Annotated in this window: 13 protein-coding genes; 11 read left to right on the forward strand and 2 right to left on the reverse strand. The window is 67.1% G+C overall.

Annotation, left to right across the window (positions count from 1 at the left end; genetic code table 11):
• A partial coding sequence (locus ACG04R_RS24005) for an autotransporter-associated beta strand repeat-containing protein (RefSeq protein WP_394416178.1) occupies positions 1-2,914 on the reverse strand: 2,914 nt, incomplete at its 3' end.
• 55 nt (positions 2,915-2,969) lie between these two features.
• On the reverse strand, positions 2,970-4,610 hold the full coding sequence (locus tag ACG04R_RS24010) for a ShlB/FhaC/HecB family hemolysin secretion/activation protein (protein WP_394416180.1): 1,641 nt from the start codon (positions 4,608-4,610) through the stop codon (positions 2,970-2,972).
• A 258-nt stretch (positions 4,611-4,868) separates the two neighbouring features.
• On the opposite strand from ACG04R_RS24010, the gene tssA reads away from it, so the two are divergent.
• From tssA to ACG04R_RS24065, 11 genes are all read left to right on the forward strand, one after another.
• Complete coding sequence (gene tssA, locus ACG04R_RS24015; protein ID WP_394416182.1) at positions 4,869-5,912, forward strand: type VI secretion system protein TssA; 1,044 nt, start codon at positions 4,869-4,871, stop codon at positions 5,910-5,912.
• Positions 5,913-5,973: 61 nt separating this feature from the next.
• Positions 5,974-6,477, forward strand: a complete 504-nt coding sequence (gene tssB / locus ACG04R_RS24020; protein ID WP_474103940.1) for a type VI secretion system contractile sheath small subunit — start codon at positions 5,974-5,976, stop codon at positions 6,475-6,477.
• A gap of 41 nt (positions 6,478-6,518) precedes the next feature.
• Positions 6,519-8,009, forward strand: coding sequence for a type VI secretion system contractile sheath large subunit (gene tssC / locus ACG04R_RS24025; RefSeq protein ID WP_394416186.1), 1,491 nt, complete (start codon positions 6,519-6,521; stop codon positions 8,007-8,009).
• A 91-nt stretch (positions 8,010-8,100) separates the two neighbouring features.
• Positions 8,101-8,586: an Hcp family type VI secretion system effector gene (locus ACG04R_RS24030; protein ID WP_394416188.1), complete on the forward strand. Its 486-nt coding sequence runs from the start codon at positions 8,101-8,103 to the stop codon at positions 8,584-8,586.
• A gap of 233 nt (positions 8,587-8,819) precedes the next feature.
• Complete coding sequence (locus ACG04R_RS24035) at positions 8,820-9,305, forward strand: Hcp family type VI secretion system effector (RefSeq protein ID WP_394416190.1); 486 nt, start codon at positions 8,820-8,822, stop codon at positions 9,303-9,305.
• Positions 9,302-10,102, forward strand: a complete 801-nt coding sequence (locus tag ACG04R_RS24040; protein ID WP_394416192.1) for a type VI secretion system accessory protein TagJ — start codon at positions 9,302-9,304, stop codon at positions 10,100-10,102. The genes ACG04R_RS24035 and ACG04R_RS24040 overlap by 4 nt, the downstream gene beginning before the upstream one ends.
• A gap of 25 nt (positions 10,103-10,127) precedes the next feature.
• Positions 10,128-10,634 carry a type VI secretion system baseplate subunit TssE gene (gene tssE / locus ACG04R_RS24045; RefSeq protein ID WP_394416194.1) on the forward strand — a complete coding sequence of 169 codons (507 nt, stop codon included), beginning with the start codon at positions 10,128-10,130 and terminating at the stop codon, positions 10,632-10,634.
• Between the two features lie 5 nt (positions 10,635-10,639).
• Positions 10,640-12,511: a type VI secretion system baseplate subunit TssF gene (gene tssF / locus ACG04R_RS24050; RefSeq protein ID WP_394416196.1), complete on the forward strand. Its 1,872-nt coding sequence runs from the start codon at positions 10,640-10,642 to the stop codon at positions 12,509-12,511.
• On the forward strand, positions 12,508-13,596 hold the full coding sequence (tssG, locus tag ACG04R_RS24055; RefSeq protein ID WP_394416198.1) for a type VI secretion system baseplate subunit TssG: 1,089 nt from the start codon (positions 12,508-12,510) through the stop codon (positions 13,594-13,596). The genes tssF and tssG overlap by 4 nt, the downstream gene beginning before the upstream one ends.
• 25 nt (positions 13,597-13,621) lie before the next feature.
• A complete protein-coding gene (gene tssH / locus ACG04R_RS24060) occupies positions 13,622-16,345 on the forward strand; it encodes a type VI secretion system ATPase TssH (protein ID WP_394416200.1) in 2,724 nt (907 codons plus the stop codon).
• Between the two features lie 72 nt (positions 16,346-16,417).
• On the forward strand, positions 16,418-17,539 hold the full coding sequence (locus ACG04R_RS24065; protein ID WP_394416202.1) for a PI-PLC domain-containing protein: 1,122 nt from the start codon (positions 16,418-16,420) through the stop codon (positions 17,537-17,539).
• Positions 17,540-17,579: the final 40 nt, after the last annotated feature.

The raw sequence follows: 17,579 nt of genomic DNA on the forward strand, positions 1-17,579 counted from the left end.
AGCGGCTGGAGTAGTCGGTGGTGTTGCTGGCAGAGAACTGCAGCGAGCCGCCGCCGAGGGTGATGGTGCCGGTGGAGCCGATGGCGCCGGCGCTGCCCAGGGCCAGCGTGCCTGCGGTGAGCGTGGTACCGCCGCCATAGGTGTTGGTGCCGGAGAGCGTCAGCGTGCCGGAGCCGGACTTGGTCAGCGAGCCCCCGACGCCGGTGATGTTGCCGGCGAAGATTCCTGCGCCGACGCTCAGGAGTTGGCCGCTGGCGATGGTGACATTGCCGCCCGATGTGCCGCCGCCGTTGAGCGAGCCGATGGTTTCGCTGCCGACGACGTTCAGCGTCGCGCCCGAGGTGTTGGCCAGCGTCACCGCTCCCGTATCGGAGAGCGCGCCGCCACCACTGACGCTGACGACGCCCCCGTTGATGTTGGTGCCACCATCGTAGGTATTTGCGCCGGAAAGGGTCAGAGTGCCTGCGCCGGACTTGGACAGCGAGCCACCGGAGCTAGTCATCCCGGTGGCCAGCGTGACGGACTGGTTGTTGGTGTCGAAGCTGTAGAGCTGACCGGCCGAGTTGCTGAAACGGGCGGAGTAGTCGGTGGAGTTTGCGCTTGTGAACTGCAGCGTGCCACCGGTGAATGAGATCGTGCCACTGCTGCCGATGGCACTGGCGTTGCCGAGAGCTAGTGTGCCGCCGGCCAGGGTGGTGCCGCCGTCATAGGTGTTGGTGCCGGAGAGCGTGAGCGTGCCGGTGCCGGACTTGGTCAGCGAGCCGCCGGAGCTGGTGAGGGCGGTGGCCAGCGTGACGGCCTGGCCGTTGGTGTCGAGGTTGTACTGCTGGCTGGCAGCGGTGCTGAAGCGGCTGGAGTAGTCGGTGGTGTTGCTGGCAGAGAACTGCAGCGTGCCGCCGCCGAGGGTGATGTTGCCGTTGGAGCCGATGGCACCGGCGCTGCCCAGGGCGAGAGTCCCGCTGGCGAGGACGGTGCCGCCGTTGTATGTGTTGGTGCCGCTCAACGTGAGCGTGCCGACGCCGTCCTTCGTCAGCGCTCTCGTACCGGTATCGGTGAGGGCGCTCCCCAGAGTCAGGTTGCCGGAACCGATATTGAGCGTCAGGTCGCCGCCCATGTTCATGGTGCTCGTGATCGACGACGCGGAAGCCCCCGTGGTGAACGTGCGCGTACCGTTCGTCGAGACCTTGCCGGTAATGCTGATGCCAGCGCCGGTGAGGTTGCCGCCAATTGTGTGGGTGCCCGTTCCGCCGTTGTTGGTGATGGTCAGCGTGCCGATGCCGGCGTCCAACGGCGCATTGACAGCGACTATCCCGGCGGCCACCCGGCCTCCGCCCGCACCGACGTCGTTGGTGGACAGCATGATCCCGTTGGTCGTGATCGTGCTTCCGATGCTGATGTTGCGGCCCGCCTGCAGCGTGAGCAGATTGCTGCCGGTGATGCTGGCACCGGAATTCAGCGTGATGTTGTTGGTGGCTTGTAGCGTGACAGCCGATGTCGTCAGCAAGCCGCTCACGGCGCCCGCGGTGATGACGCTGTTGGTGCCGCTACTGCCGAAGCTCAGCAGCGAGCCTGTGAGATCTTGATTGCTGTTGTCGTCCAGGATGTCGGGACTGGTGGCCTGGATGGTCAGGTTCGTCGGGTCCAGCAGCAACTCGCCGGCGGAGCCGGCGGAGGCTCGCAGATCGGCTTTGCCGGCGAAGTCGAGCACGCCTTTGCTCGACACCTCGACCTTGCCGCCGTTGCCGCTGTTTTCTCCGCCGCGCGCACTGATGGTGCCGGCGAACCGGGTCGATGTATCAGACCACAGCACCACCTGCCCGCCGTCGCCGCTCGTGCCAGCGTCTGCCCTCAATTGCGCGCCGGTGCGCGCGACGACCATGTTGGCGTTGGTGATCTGCGCGTTGGCACCGTGGAAGTCGCCGCCCACCCGGATGCGCCCGCCACCGGTGTCGCCCGAGGCGTCGATCTGCGCGCCGTTGTCCAGCATGATCCGCTGGCCTTGCACCAGCACATCGCCACCCACCTGGCCACTGCCACTGCTGGCTTCGATCTTGCCGTTCACCCAGGTCACGCCCTGGCTGCCGCCGTCGACGACGACCTTGCCGCCCACGCCTTCCAGCGAGCGCGCACGGACGATGCCGTCCATGTTCAGCACGGTGTCGGCGAAGCCGGCGCGGGCCACGGCGCGCAACTCGGCACTTTGCGTGGCATTGATCGTGCCGAGCGCGTTCAGACGCGTCTCGAGGTTCTCGTCGTTGCGGACGTTGAACAGCACGAGGCCGTCGCCTTCGACGTCCACCGAGACCTGGCTGGCCGCCGCCACCGCCACACGGCGGGCGTCGATGCTGCCGTTGACGGTGACCTGCGGCGCGACCAGGGCCACGGTGTCCGCCGCGCGGATACGGCCCTCGGCCTTCAGCTCACCGGCGCCGTCGGTCGACGCGCCGAAGCGCAGCACGCCGCTCTGCAGGTCCGCGTCGCTGATGCTGAGCGTCGTGGCGACGAGGCTGCCGACGTCGATCTGCGAGTCGGCCGAGAAGTAGACGCCGCGCGGGTTGCTGAGCACGACGCGGCCGTTGGCGTTGATCTGGCCGAGGATGCGCGTGGGGTCGTAACCGATGACGCGGTTGATCAGCAGCGCCTGCGAGTTGGGCTGGACGATGTTGACTGTCTCGCTCTTGTCGACCGAGAAGCTGCGCCAGTCGACGGCTGCCGTCTGCGTGGATTGGTTGATCACCATCAGCCCGTTCTGCGGGGTCTGGATGGTGGCCGCGCCTTGCTTGACGACACCGTCCTGCGGCAGCGCCACGGCGGCGACCGGCGCCAGCGCGACGGCGATGGCCCAGGTGAGCGGATGGACGCGGTGATGCCGCTGGCTGTGGCTCTGCGGTTGCGAGCTGCGGTCGAAAGGCATGGTGATCTCCCTGGTTCCTGTGCAGGGCGGCCGCGGCCGCCGGCGGCGTGTTCGGCTACTTGATGAAGTAGGTGAGCTGGGCGTAGGCGCGGGTGCTGCCGCCCTTGGTGTCGCTCTTGGGTGTGCCCTGGGTGCGGCTGGCCACGCTGAGCCGCAACGCGAACTCGCCTGGGCGCACCCAGGTCGCCGCCACGCCGGCGCCGCCCAGCGTCGCCGTGTTCACGAAGGTGTCGTCCTGCTGGATCTGCGCGGTCGGGTCCTTGCGGTACTTGATGTAGCCCGCGTCGTAGAACAGGCTCACGACGGACTCGCGGCCGATGCGCCCGAAGATGGATTCCGGCGGCAGGAAACGCAGCTCCAGGCTGCCGATGACGCCGCTGTCGCCGGTGCCTTCACCGGGCGCGAACGCGCGTACGCCGTCGGGGCCGCCGAGGCGGAACTGCTCGGTGTTGTCCAGGTTTTTAAGGCCTACCTGGCCGCGCACGGCCAGGTAGGCGAGCAGGCGGTTGGTGAGGATGTTCTGCAGCCGCGTGAAGCCGGCGGTGACCTTGGTGAAGTTGGCGGGGTCCTGGCCCGGCTGCACCACGTCGTACTTGAGGTGGCCCGTGATCGCCGAGAACTCGTAGGTATTGACGCCGCCGCTCAGCAGGCTGTCGCGGAAGTCGCCGTTGCCGCCCAGGGCGAGCGTGTCCGAGCTCTTCTTGACGGCCAGCGTCGCGGCGCTCTTGTCGCTGAACTGCTTATGCTCCACCGACAGCAGCGAGAAGAAGTTCAGGTTGCGCGAGCGGATGACGGGGTAGAGGCCGAAGCCGGAGAGGGTCACGGCGTCGCCGGTCAGGTCGAGCGGGAACTCTTCCTTGTCCAGCTGGTAGCGCACGGCCGAGATCGAGGCGCCGAGCTTGAGGCCGCTGCTGCCGAGGGGCGTCGTGTAGTTCACGAGACCGAAGAACAGGCCGCCGGTCGTGGACGCGAGCACGTTGCCCGTCAGGCCGTCGCCACGGCCGAAGGGGCTGTTCATCGTGGCCAGTCCCGTGAGCCGGAAGCGGCCGAGGAAGCGCGAGCCGTTGGCGTCCAGGTCGGCGCGGGCCGTCCAGGTGGCGTCGGCGCGGGGCGTGACGACCAGCGTGGCCGTGCCAGGCTTGCTGCCGGCCTGGACCTCGACCTGGGCCGTGATGCCGCGCAGGTCGTTGATGAGGAAGACCGTACGCTCGACGTCGCGCACCTTGAGGATGCTGCCGGGCTTCAGCTCGTCCAGGTAGGCCTGCACGACTTCGCGCCGCACGGGCAGTCCTTCGCTCCAGTTCAGCCGCACTTCATCCAGGCGCCCTTCCAGCACGGCGATGCGCACGATGCCACCGACGGTCTGCTGCTCGGGGATGTAGGCGTAGCCCAGGTAGTAGCCCAGCTCGCTCTGCAGGAAACGCGTCACCTCGGCCGCGGCGTTGGCCAGGTCTTCAAAGCTGCGCCCCTTGCCGATGAAGGGGGCGGTCAGCTTCGCCAGTGAGGCCCTCAGTTCGGGGGGGGCGTCTTCCGCAACACTGAAGGACTCGATGTCGATGCGGAGGTCGTCGGACGGCTTGCCGAGCTCGCGCGGAGGGGCGGGGCGAGGCACGTCGACGTCGCGCCGGGGTTGCGGCTTGGGGGCCAGTTCGGCGGGAGTCGGTACGGTGCCGGCGGGGGGGGTCGCCTGTGCCATCGCCATGGCGAGAGGCGCCGACAGCCCGAGCGCGAGCAGCGCATTCCTGATCCCCTGAGCCGCCTTCATTTGTTCACACCCCTCCGTTGTAATGGGCCGAGAGGCTATCCGAAGTGCATGGCGGCGGCCATGGTTCGGCCCCCTCAAAGCTGACGGTTTCCTAGCGTTGACCCCAGTCGGAGGGACATGCTTTGAAGCTATCGTATTGCCGGCCGTGATCTGATCTAGGGTCCGCCGTCACCATGTTGGAGTTTGAGCTTGAGTGTTTCGTCTGAGTTGGTCGTGCAGGTCGAGGGCTGGTTGCAGCCCTTGGCGGACGAGTCCGCGCCCTGTGGGCCGGACTTGGAGTACGACAACGCCTTTCTTGAGCTGACGCAGGCGGCGCAAGGCAAGCCCGAGTCCCAGTTCGAGGCGGCCGTGCCGGCGGACTGGCGCGACGTGCGTCGCCGCTGTGAGAAGCTGTTCGACGTCAGCCGCGACCTGCGCGTCGCGATGCTGTGGGCACGTGCACTGCTGCGCCTGGAAGGGGTGGCGAGCCTGGCGCCGAGCCTTCGTCTGTTGACGGGCCTGATGGGCAATTTCTGGGAAGGCTTGCATCCGCAGCCGGACCCGGATGACGGCGATCTCTACGCCCGGGCCAACGTGCTCGCGCTGCTCGTGGATGCGGATGCCGTGCTGGCCGATCTGCGCGAGGCCAACATCATCAGCCTGCGCGGTGTCGGCGAGGTCAAGGTCCGTGCGGTGGACATCGTGCTGGGCAACATCGTCGCGCGTGACGACGAGACGTCCTGGAGCCGCGGCCAGGTCGAGCAGCTGTTCGCCGACGCCATCGCCCAGGGTGCCAGCCTCGCATCCGATATCGCCGACGCCCAGACGGAACTGGCAGCCTTGTCGACGCTGCTCGGCGAGCGGCTGGAACATTCGCAGGTGCCGGACCTGAAGCCGCTGCGCCAGACGCTGAGTGCCATCGCCGGCATGCTGCCGCAGGCCGGCGGCGCTGGCGATGAAGCGGCGGATGTCGCACATGCGGGCGGAGAAGCGTCTGTAGGTACAGGAAGCGGTGCTCAGGCACTGAGTGGGCGGATCAATTCACGTGCCGAGGCGCTGCGTGCCATCGAAATGGTGTGCGACTATCTCGAGCGTGCCGAACCGACCAACCCAGCGCAATTGCTCCTGCGTCGTGCGGGGCGTCTGCTCGGCCACAACTTCCTGCAGTTGATGAAGGAACTGGCCCCGGATGCGCTGAGCGAAGTTGCACGCATCATGGGTGTCGATCCTTCGACGATCGAAATTGACGGATGAGACTGATTCGGGTGATTGACATCACCAAGTTGTACGCTTTCCACTCCTAGGCTCCACGGAGATCCACATGGCCACCAGCAGCCAAAAATTCATCGCCCGCAATCGCGCCCCGCGCGTCCAGATCGAGTACGACGTCGAGCTCTACGGCGCTCAGAAAAAGGTCCAGCTGCCCTTCGTCATGGGCGTGCTGTCCGACCTGTCGGGCAAGCCCGTGGACCCGCTCGCACCTGTGTCGGACCGCAAGTTCCTGGAGGTCGACGTCGACAACTTCGACTCGCGCATGAAGGCGATGAAGCCGCGCGTGGCCTTCCAGGTGCCCAACACGCTGACCGGCGAAGGCAACCTCAGCGTCGACATCACGTTCGACAGCATGGAAGACTTCACCCCTGGCGCGATTGCCCGCAAGGTCGATTCACTCAACAAGTTGCTCGAAGCGCGCAACCAGCTGCAGAACCTGGTCACCTACATGGACGGCAAGACCGGTGCCGAGGAGCTGGTGTCCAAGGTGCTGGCCGATCCCGCGCTGCTGGGCTCGCTCGCGAACTCCGCCAAGCCCACCGAATAACGACCGGCGCGCAAGACGCCCCCTTGTCAAGGAGATCCTGAATGGCTGAGCAACAGACGACGTCCGCCCTGGCGTCGGTCAACTTCGAAGGCAGCGACCTTGCCTCGCTGCTGAACAAGGAATTCAAACCCAAGACCGAAGAGGCGCGCAGCGCCGTGGAACTGGCCGTCCAGACGCTGGCCCAGCAGGCGCTTGCCCAGACGCAGCTGATCAGTGGCGACACCGTCAAGTCCATCGAAAGCATGATTGCGGCCATCGACCGCAAGCTGTCGGAGCAGATCAACCAGATCCTGCACCACGCCGACTTCCAGAAGCTCGAAGGCGCCTGGCGCGGCCTGCACCACCTGGTGAATAACACCGAGACCGACGAGCAGCTGAAGATCCGCGTCATGAACATCTCCAAGGCGGAGCTGGGCAAGACGCTGAAGCGCTACAAGGGCACGAACTGGGACCAGAGCCCCCTGTTCAAAAAGATCTACGAAGAAGAGTACGGCCAGTTTGGTGGCGAGCCCTTCGGCTGCCTCGTGGGCGACTACCACTTCGACCAGAGCGCGCCCGATGTGGAACTGCTGGGCGAGATGTCCAAGGTGGCCGCCGCGGCCCACTCGCCCTTCATCACCGGCGTGTCGCCGACCGTGATGCAGATGGAGTCCTGGCAGGAACTGGCCAACCCGCGCGATCTGACCAAGATCTTCACGACGCCCGAGTACGCCGCCTGGCGCTCGCTGCGTGAATCCGAAGACGCGCGTTATCTCGGCCTGGCCATGCCGCGTTTCCTGGCCCGCCAGCCCTACGGCGCGCGCAGCGCCCCGGTCGAGGAATTCAACTTCGAGGAAGACACCGGCGCCGCGGACCACAGCAAGTACACCTGGGCCAATGCGGCCTACGCGATGGCCGTCAACATCAACCGCTCCTTCAAGGAGTACGGCTGGTGCTCGCGCATCCGTGGCATCGAGTCCGGCGGCGCCGTTGAGGGCCTGCCGACGCACAGCTTCCCCACCGACGACGGTGGCGTGGACATGAAGTGCCCGACCGAGATCGCCATCTCGGACCGCCGCGAGGCGGAACTGGCCAAGGCCGGTTTCATGCCGCTGGTGCACCGCAAGAACAGCGACTTCGCCGCCTTCATCGGCGCCCAGTCGCTGCACCAACCGGCGGAGTACGACGATCCGGACGCGACGGCCAACGCCAATCTGGCGGCCCGTCTGCCCTACCTGTTCGCCACCTGCCGCTTCGCCCACTACCTGAAGTGCATCGTGCGCGACAAGGTCGGCTCCTTCAAGGAGCGCGACGAGATGAACCGTTGGCTGCAGGACTGGATCATGCAGTACGTCGACGGCGATCCGGCGCACTCCAGCGAGTCCACCAAGGCCACCAAGCCGCTGGCCGCGGCTGAAGTGGTCGTCGAGGAGATCGAGGGCAACCCCGGCTACTACTCGTCCAAGTTTTTCCTGAGGCCTCACTATCAGCTCGAAGGGCTGACGGTTTCGCTGCGTCTCGTGTCCAAGCTTCCCTCCGGGAAAGCCGGCTGAGCGGCGTAGCCGCTAGGGCATGACGCCATCCGGCGCACGACCTGCAGCGGTATTTTTTGTTCTGTAATTCATAAATGAAGGAGAAGGGATCATGGCTGTAGACATGTTCATCAAGTTCGATGGCATCGACGGCGAGTCTGTGGATGCGAAGCACGCCAAGTCGATCGACGTGCTGGCCTGGAGCTGGGGCATGAGCCAGTCCGGCACGACGCACACCTCCACGGGTGGTGGCGCCGGCAAGGTCAACGTTCAGGACCTGAGCGTGACCAAGTACATCGACAAGTCGTCCACCGTGCTGATGACGCACTGCGCCACCGGCAAGCACATCCCCAAGGCCGTGCTGACCGTGCGCAAGGCTGGCGACAAGCCCCTGGAATACCTCGTCATCACGCTGAAGGATCTGCTGATCTCCAGCGTCAGCACCGGCGGCAGCGGCGGCGAAGACCGTCTGACGGAAAACGTCAGCATCAACTTCGCTTCGTACGAAGTGGCCTACCAGCAGCAAGCCAAGACCGGCGGCGCCGAAGGCGGCCAGGTGTTCTCGAAGTTCGACATCGCGAAGAACACGGTCATCTGATCGACCTTCGCGGCGGCTCCTGCTCGCGGGAGCTGCCGACGACTGGCACCCAGGTTGCGGCCCGGGTGGCTGCCGGAGCTGTCAGGCCCCGGTGGTTCCAGGCCGCTGCCCTGCCAGGCGAATGGCGGCCACCGCTCGCGGTGGCCGTCCTGTTTCGATGTCCCGCGCTTGGCTGATGTCTGCGCGTGGACGTCGCGGGTCCCGCCATGGGATCGAACACCGGTGAGGTTGAGATGTCGAAGAAAGACATATTCCTGAAGCTCGAGAGCAAGCGCGGCGGCGCCGTGAAGGGCGAGAGCGAGGACCCATCCCATCCGGCCGAGATGGTCGTGCTGGACTTCAGCTGGGGCATGACCAGCGTCGTCAGCACCGGCTTCTCCGGCAAGGAAACCAAGCCGGCGCAGCTGGAGCTGCGCATCGTCAAGAACGTCGATGCCGCCTCCACCGGCCTGATGTCGGTCATGAAGACCAACGACGAGATCAAGAAGGCGGTGCTGACCGTGCGCAAGGCCGGCGGCAAGCAGGAGGACTACTTCTCCATCGCGATCCAGGGCGGCCGCATCACGTCGCTGGAAGTGACTTCCGAAGGCGATCACCCGCTGCTGACCGAGCGCCTGTCGTTGACATTCAACAAGATCGAAGTGCAATACAAGGCCCAGAGCGCCACCGGCGCGATGAAGGGTGCATCGACCTTCCAGGATGAGGTGACCCCGGGATGAGCCAAGCCGAACAAGCCCTCCGCGACGGCGACCCCGAGCTGGCGTTGCGCCTGCTGACAGACCAGGTCCGCGCCAATCCGGCCGATGCCAAGCTGCGCGTCTTCCTGTTCCAGCTGCTGTGCGTGCTGGGCCGCTGGGACCGCGCGCTGAACCAACTCAACGTCGCCGGCGAACTGGACGCGTCCACGCTGGCGATGGTGCAGACCTACCGCGAGGCCTTGCAATGCGAGCGCCTGCGCGCCCAGGTCTTCACCGGCGAGAAGCTGCCCATGCTGTTCGGCGAGCCCGAGCCGTGGACGGCGTTGCTGCTCGAAGCGCTGCTGCGCGAAGGTCGCGGCGAGGCCGAGGCGGCGCAGACCTTGCGTGCGCAGGCCTTCGAGCAGGCGCCGGTCTGCGCCGGCACGGCCGACGGCCAGGCCTTCGAGTGGCTGGCCGACGCTGACATGCGCCTGGGGCCGCTGCTGGAAGCCGTCATCAATGGCCGCTACTACTGGGTGCCGTTCTCGCACCTGAGCCAGCTGCGGCTGGAAGAGCCGGTCGACCTGCGCGACAAGGTCTGGGTGCCCGCGCAGCTGCAATTCAGGAACGGGGGCGAGACCGTGGCCCTCGTGCCCACGCGCTATGCCGACACTGATCTCGCCGTGGCCGAGCTGGCGCTCGCGCGCCGCACCGAGTGGCGCGAGCCGCGTCCGGGCTTCTTCACCGGCCAGGGCCAGCGCCTGCTGACGACCGAGGCGGGCGACCTGGCGCTGCTGGACCTGCGCGAGATCACGTTCGCCGACGGCGAGCCGGCGTGATCCGTTCCGGTGTCGTGAGCCGCCCATGACCACCAACAAGGTCATCGACCGGCTGCAGCCGGCGCTGCTGGACCGGCTGCGGGACGACCATCCGGAGCAGCGCATCGAGTCCGCCGACATGCGCGTCATGAGCCGCCAGCGCCTGCGCGACGCGGTGCTGCGCGACCTGGAGTGGCTGTTCAACGCGACGGCGCCGGCAGCCGTCGAAGGGCTGGGCGACTTCCCCCGCGCCGCGCGCTCCGTGCTGGGCTTCGGACTGCCCGCGCTGTCGGGCACGACGGCCTCGTCCATCGACCCGCCGTGGCTGGAGGCCCAGGTGAAGCGCGCCATCCTCGACCACGAGCCGCGCATCCTGGCCGACAGCCTGCGCGTGGAGGCGCTGCTGTCCGACCTGCAGATCGGCCACCGCAACCAGATCAGCATCCGCATCAGCGGCCAGATGTGGGCCCAGCCCGTGCCGCTGGAGCTGCTGCTGCACACCGACTTCGACCTCGAGACCGGCCGCGTACAGATCCGCGAACTGGCTCGATAAGCGTCATGGACCCACGCCTCATCGGCTATTACGAGCAGGAGCTCCAGCATCTCCAGGACATGGGGAAGGAGTTCGCCGAGCAATTCCCCAAGCAGGCCGCGCGGCTGCGGCTTGGCAAGGATGTCGAGGTCGCCGACCCCTATGTCGAGCGGCTGCTGGAAGGTTTCGCCTTCCTCGCGGCGCGCGTGCAGCTCAAGCTGGACGCCGAGTTCCCGCGCTTCACGCAGCACCTCGTCGAGATCCTCTACCCGCAGTTCCTCGCGCCGCTGCCGTCCATGCTGATCGCACAGGTCCAGCCGGACACGGGCGATGCCGGCCTCGTGACCGGCGTGACGCTGCCGCGCGGCAGCATGCTGCGCGGCCAGTCGGCGCGAGCGGGGCTGACGGACTGCCGCTTCCGCACCGCGCACGAGCTGGTCATGTGGCCGCTGGAGCTGGCGTCGGCGGAGTACTTCAGCCACGCGTCCAACCTGCCGCTGAACGGGCAGGACAGCTGGCGCAAGTTCTCGTCCGGCCTGCGCATCAAGCTGCGCACGACGGGCGGTGCTGACCTCTCCCAGCTGACGCTCAACGACCTGCGCCTGCACTGCGCGGCCAGCGGCGAGCTGGGCTACGCGCTGCACGAGCTGGTGTGCGGCCACACGCTGGGCGTCATCGTCAGCGGCGGTGGCAGGCACGAGACGGTCGCGCCCGGCTGCGTGCGCACGGTGGGTTTCGAGGAAGACGAGGCGCTGCTGCCCGTCAGCCCGCGCGGCTTCGGCGGCTACCGCCTGCTGCAGGAGTACTTCGCCTTCCCCAGCCGCTTCATGTTCTTCGACCTGGCCGGCATCGGCGACGCGCTGCGGCGTGTCGGCGGCCAGGAGGTCGAGATCGTGCTGCTGTTCTCGCGCGCCAACGGCGTGCTGTCGCAGTCGGTCGACGCGAGCTCGCTGGCGCTGAACTGCGTGCCGGCCATCAACCTGTTCCAGACCCGCTGCGACCGCGTGCAGATCGGCCCGCAGGGGCACGATTACCACGTCGTCGTGGACCGCGCGCGGCCGATGGACTTCGAGATCATCGACCTGCTGGAAGTGACCGGCCACGGCAACGACCTCGCCCGTGAGCGCCACTTCTCGCCGCTGTACGCGGCCTTCCACCACGAGGACGAGGAGCGCGGCGCGTACTACACGATGCAGCGCGAGCCGCGCCTGCTGTCGGCACGCCAGAAGGACCTGCGCGGCACGGGCCCGCGCTCCAGCTACATCGGCAGCGAGGTCTTCGTCTCCATCGTCGACACGAAGGAGGCGCCGTTCAGCGCCGACCTGCAGCAGCTCAGCGTGAAGGCGCTGTGCTCCAACCGCGACCTGCCGCTCTTGATGAGCACCGGCAGCGACGACGACCTCAGCCTGGAAGGCAGCGCGCCGATCAAGGGCATCCGCGTCGTCAAGGGGCCGTCGCGGCCGCAGTCGGCGCTGCGTGAGTCCAACCTGACCTGGCGCTTCATCAACCAGCTGTCGCTGAACCACCTCAGCCTGTCGGACACCGACGAGCACCAGGGCGCCGCCGCGCTGCGCGAGATCCTGCGCCTGTATGCCCGCGAGGGTGACGAGGCGGCGCAGCGCCAGATCGACGGCGTGCGCTCCGTGAAGACCGAGTCCGTCGTGCGCCGGCTGCGCAAGCCGGGGCCCATCGCCTTCGGCCGCGGCGTGCAGATCTCGCTGACCGTCGACGAACTCGCCTTCCAGGGCGGCTCGGCCTTCCTGCTGGGCTGCGTGCTGGAGCGCTTCTTCGGCCGGCACGTGTCGATGAACGGCTTCACCGAGCTGCAGATGAGCGCGCCGTCGCGTGGCGTCATCTTCGCGGGCAAGCCGCAGGACGGATCTCGGCCACTCCTATGAGCACGTCGCCGGCAGCCATCGCGGACTTCTGGCGGCAGCTCCACGACGCGCCGTGGGAGCACGACTTCTTCCACGCGCTGCGGCGCCTGGAGAACCTGCACCCCGACCGCCCGCGCCTCGGCACGGCGCGCCGGCCTCAGGATGAGGCGCTGCGGCTGGGCCAGTCGCCCGAGCTGTCGTTCGCACCCGCAGCGCTGCACTCCGCCAGCGGGCCGACGGCCAGCTCGGCGGGCCGCATTGACGTGCGCTTCTTCGGCCTGTTCGGCCCCAACGGCCCGCTGCCGCTGCACCTCACCGAGTATGCGCGCGAGCGGTTGCTGCACGCGGGCGACGCCGGCTTCTCGCGCTTTGCTGACCTGTTCCACCACCGGCTGCTGCTGCTGTTCTACCGCGCCTGGGCGCAGGCCCAGCCCACCGTCAGCCTGGACCGCGGCACCGATGACCGCATCTCGGCCTTCATCGGCTCGCTGGTGGGGATCGGGTCGCAGGCCCTGCGCGACCGCGACAGCGCGGATGACCACGCCCGCCTGCACTTCGCCGGCATCCTGTCGTCGCCGGTGCGCAGTGCCGAGGGGCTGGCCAAGATGTTGAGCGGCGTGCTGCAGCGCCCGGTGCAGGTCGAGCAGTTCGTCGGCAGCTGGATGCCGCTGCCGGAGTCCGAGCGCACGCGCATCGGCCGCAACGCGCTGGGCGAGCGCCAGCACAGCGGCAACTGCGTCGGCGGCGGCGCCGTGCTGGGCGGCGCCGTGTGGGACCGCCAGCACGGCTTCCGCATCCACGTGGGTCCGCTGGACGCGAAGGCGTTTGCGTCGCTGCTGCCCGATGGCGACAACCTGCCGCGCATCGTGCCGCTGGTCATGCACTACGTCGGCGAGGAACTGCATTGGGACCTGCGCCTCGTGCTGGACCGCGACCAGGTTCCCGCCACACGGCCGGGCATCGCCGGCCGGCTCGGCTGGACCAGCTGGCTGGGCCAGCGCAGCGAGCGCCAGCAGGACGCGCACCTTGTTTTGACGCCCGGACCTGCCATGCAGCGTCTGTTGAAGAAGACACGCCGCCCGGGTGGGATGGCGCCACCGAATTAACGAACCCGTTCAGAGGAGAGAACCCATGGCAGAAATCAGTCGTGTCGCCGTCTTCGGCAAGCTCAATGCCCTGACCTACAAGGCGGTCGAAGGCGCCACCGTGTTCTGCAAGTTGCGCGGCAACCCCTACGTGGAGCTGGAGCACTGGATCGCCCAGATCGTCCAGAACCCCGATTCGGATTGGCACCGCATCCTGCGTCACTTCGACATCGACGACGCCGTGCTGGCCAAGGACATCACGACCGCGCTGGACCGCCTGCCGCGCGGTGCCACGGCCATCTCCGACATCGCCGAGAACATCACCAACGCCATCGAGCGTGGCTGGGTCTACGGCTCGTTGATGTACGGCGACACGGCCGTGCGCAGCGGCTACGTGCTGCTGGGCATGCTCAAGACGACCTTCCTGCGCAACGCGCTGTTCGCGATCTCGCGCCAGTTCGAGCGCATCAAGCCCGATGACCTGGCCGACGGCATGGCCAAGATCGTCGCCGGCTCGCCGGAGGATGGCCAGACGGCTAGCGACGGCTCCGGTGCCGGCGCCCCGGGCGAGGCCAGTGGCGCCATCGCGCCGGCCGCGATGGGCAAGCAGGAGGCGCTGAAGAAGTTCACCGTCGACCTGACCGAGCAGGCCCGCAGCGGCAAGATGGACCCCATCGTCGGCCGCGACGACGAGATCCGCCAGGTTGTCGACATCCTGATGCGCCGCCGCCAGAACAACCCCATCCTGGTCGGCGAGGCCGGCGTGGGCAAGACGGCCGTGGTGGAAGGCTTCGCCCAGCGCATCGCGCGAGGCGACGTGCCGCCCAGCCTGAAGGACGTCGAGCTGCGCGCGCTGGATGTGGGCCTGCTGCAGGCCGGTGCCAGCATGAAGGGCGAGTTCGAGCAGCGCCTGCGCAGCGTCATCGACGAGGTGCAGGCCAGCGCCAAGCCCGTCATCCTGTTCATCGACGAGACGCACACGCTGGTCGGCGCCGGTGGCGCCGCCGGCACGGGCGACGCGGCCAACCTGCTGAAGCCGGCGCTGGCACGCGGCACGCTGCGCACCATCGGCGCGACGACGTTCGCCGAGTACAAGAAGCACATCGAGAAGGACCCGGCGCTGACCCGCCGCTTCCAGACCGTGCAGGTCGACGAGCCCGACGAAGTGCGCGCCGTGCTGATGATGCGCGGCGTGGCCGGCACGATGGAGAAGCATCACAAGGTGCAGATCCTCGACGAGGCACTGGAAGCCGCCGTCAAGCTCAGCCACCGCTACATCCCGGCGCGCCAGCTGCCGGACAAGAGCGTCAGCCTGCTCGACACCGCCTGTGCCCGCGTGGCCGTGAGCCTGCACGCGACGCCGGCCGAGGTGGACGACTCGCGCAAGCGCATCGAAGCGTTGGAAGTGGAGCTGGGCATCATCGGCCGCGAGGCGGCGGTCGGCATCGACGTCGGCTCGCGCGAAGCGGTGGCCCGCGAACACCTGGGCAACGAGAAGGCCCGCCTCGAAGCGCTGGACGCCCGCTGGGCCGCGGAGCGCACGCTGGTCGACGAGGTGCTGGGCCTGCGCGCCAAGCTGCGCGCCGCATCGCAGCCGGTCGAAGGCACGGGCAGCGCGCTGGAAGCCGAGGTCAAGGTGGAAGCGGCTGAATCCGACGTGCCCGCTGCGCCGACCGCCGAAGACCGCGCCGCCTGGCTGGCGCAACTGCAGGAAGCGCAGAAGAAGCTGGCCGAACTGCAGGGCGAGTCGCCGCTGATCCTGCCGACCGTGGACTACCAGGCCGTGGCCGCCGTCGTCGGCGACTGGACCGGCATCCCCGTCGGCCGCATGGCGCGCAACGAGATCGAGACCATCCTGAAGATCGCCGACCACCTGGGCCAGCGCGTCATCGGCCAGGACCACGCGATGGAGATGATCGCCAAGCGCATCCAGACGTCGCGCGCGGGCCTGGACAACCCCAGCAAGCCCATTGGCGTCTTCATGCTGGCCGGCACGTCCGGCGTCGGCAAGACCGAGACGGCGCTGGCGCTGGCCGAGGCGCTGTACGGCGGCGAGCAGAACCTCATCACGATCAACATGAGCGAGTACCAGGAGGCGCACACCGTTTCCACGCTCAAGGGCGCGCCTCCGGGCTACATCGGCTACGGCGAAGGCGGCGTGCTGACCGAGGCCGTGCGCCGCAAGCCCTATAGCGTCGTGCTGCTGGACGAGGTCGAGAAGGCCCACCCGGACGTGCACGAGATGTTCTTCCAGGTGTTCGACAAGGGCTTCATGGAAGACGGCGAAGGCCGCTTCATCGACTTCAAGAACACGCTGATCCTGCTGACGACCAACGCCGGCACGGACCTCATCGCCAGCCTGTGCAAGGACCCCGACCTGATGCCCGACCCCGACGGCATGGCCAAGGCGCTGCGCGAGCCGCTGCTGAAGATCTTCCCGCCCGCGCTGCTGGGCCGGCTGGTCACGATCCCGTATTACCCGCTGTCCGACGAGATGTTGGGCCGCATCGTCAAACTGCAGTTGGGCCGCATCAAGAAGCGTGTCGAGGCGCGCTACCAGATCCCGTTCAACTTCGGCGAGGACGTCGTCAAGCTGGTCGTGTCGCGCTGCACCGAGAGCGAGTCCGGCGGCCGCATGATCGACGCCATCCTGACCAACACGATGCTGCCGGACGTGAGCCGCGAGTTCCTGAACCGGATGATGCGAGGCGAGGAGATCAAGGGGGTGACGGTGGGCGTGGCGGGCGGCGGGTTCAGCTACCAGTTCTGAGCCTGTACCGGCCCTGTTTAGCGAAGGCGGGCGCCGCGGCGCCCGAGCCCCCAACAACTCCGGAAAAACGCCATGACCGCATTCCTCAGCCACTACGCCAACAAGCAACTCAACCAGATCGTCTTCCCCGGCGCGCATGACGCCGGCATCTACGGTCAGGGTAAAGACAACGTCATCACGCAGAGCCTGAACATCTCGGACCAGGCCAATGCCGGCGTGCGCTTCTTCGACCTGCGCATCGCCACCGTCAAGCGCAGCGACGGCTCGTTCGAGCAGAAGTCTTATCACCTGGGCGGCGGCGTCATCAACAACAAGCACAAGGGCGCCCAGCCCGGCCAGGTGCAGTCGCACCAGAACGTCTCCCACCTCGGCGGATGGGGCCAGGACACGCTGACGGACATGCTCACGCAGGCCAAGAACTACGTGACGAAGAACCCGACGGAGTTCCTGATCCTGAAGTTCTCCAAGTGCTACAACCTGAAGGACGTGGTCGACACCTGCGTGCGCGTGCTGGGCGACACGCAGTTCAACTACAACAAGTCTGGCGGCGCGCCGGTCAACCTGAACACGCGCACCGTGGGCAGCCTGGCCGGCAAGGTCATCACGCTCTTTGCTCCGAGCGATCTGGAAGAACTCGGATTCGTCATCCGTGGCCAGATCTACAGCGGCTGTCTGTCCTTCGGTGAGCTCTTCGACAAGAAGACCAAGTCATCGCGTGCCTACAACAAGGATTTCAACGGCCTGCAGTACTTCGGCAAGTTCAGCGACACCGCCGACATCAAGGACAACACCAAGAAGCAGACGAAGACGCTGGGCGGCGGCACCACGTGCGACCGCGATGCGATGGGCATGATGTACTGGACCACCACCGGTCTGCTGGGCGACATCAAGAAGCGCAACGACAAGATGTGGAGCGGCGTGAACGTGCAGTCGCTGCGCGACGTGTGGGAGAGCGGCTACAAGAAGGCGCTGATGAACCAGCTGGGCGCGCTCAGCTTCAAGGATCTCTACAGCAGCAACAGCCGGCTGTATGTGGCCAACAAGAACAGCTGGACCAGCTTCACGCCCAACATCGTCATGATCGACTTCGCCGACTACCAGAAGTGCGTGACGATCTACAACCTGAACCGCGTCAAGAACGAGATGCTCGAGAAGCTGATGCAGCAGTCGGGCCATGCGATCGAAGGGCTGTGACGTCGTTGATCGCGAGCTGCTCGATGCAGGTCGCTGCCGG

This window comes from Pelomonas candidula (assembly GCF_043555985.1).
In the GTDB taxonomy this organism is placed as follows: Bacteria; Pseudomonadota; Gammaproteobacteria; order Burkholderiales; family Burkholderiaceae_C; genus Pelomonas; species Pelomonas candidula.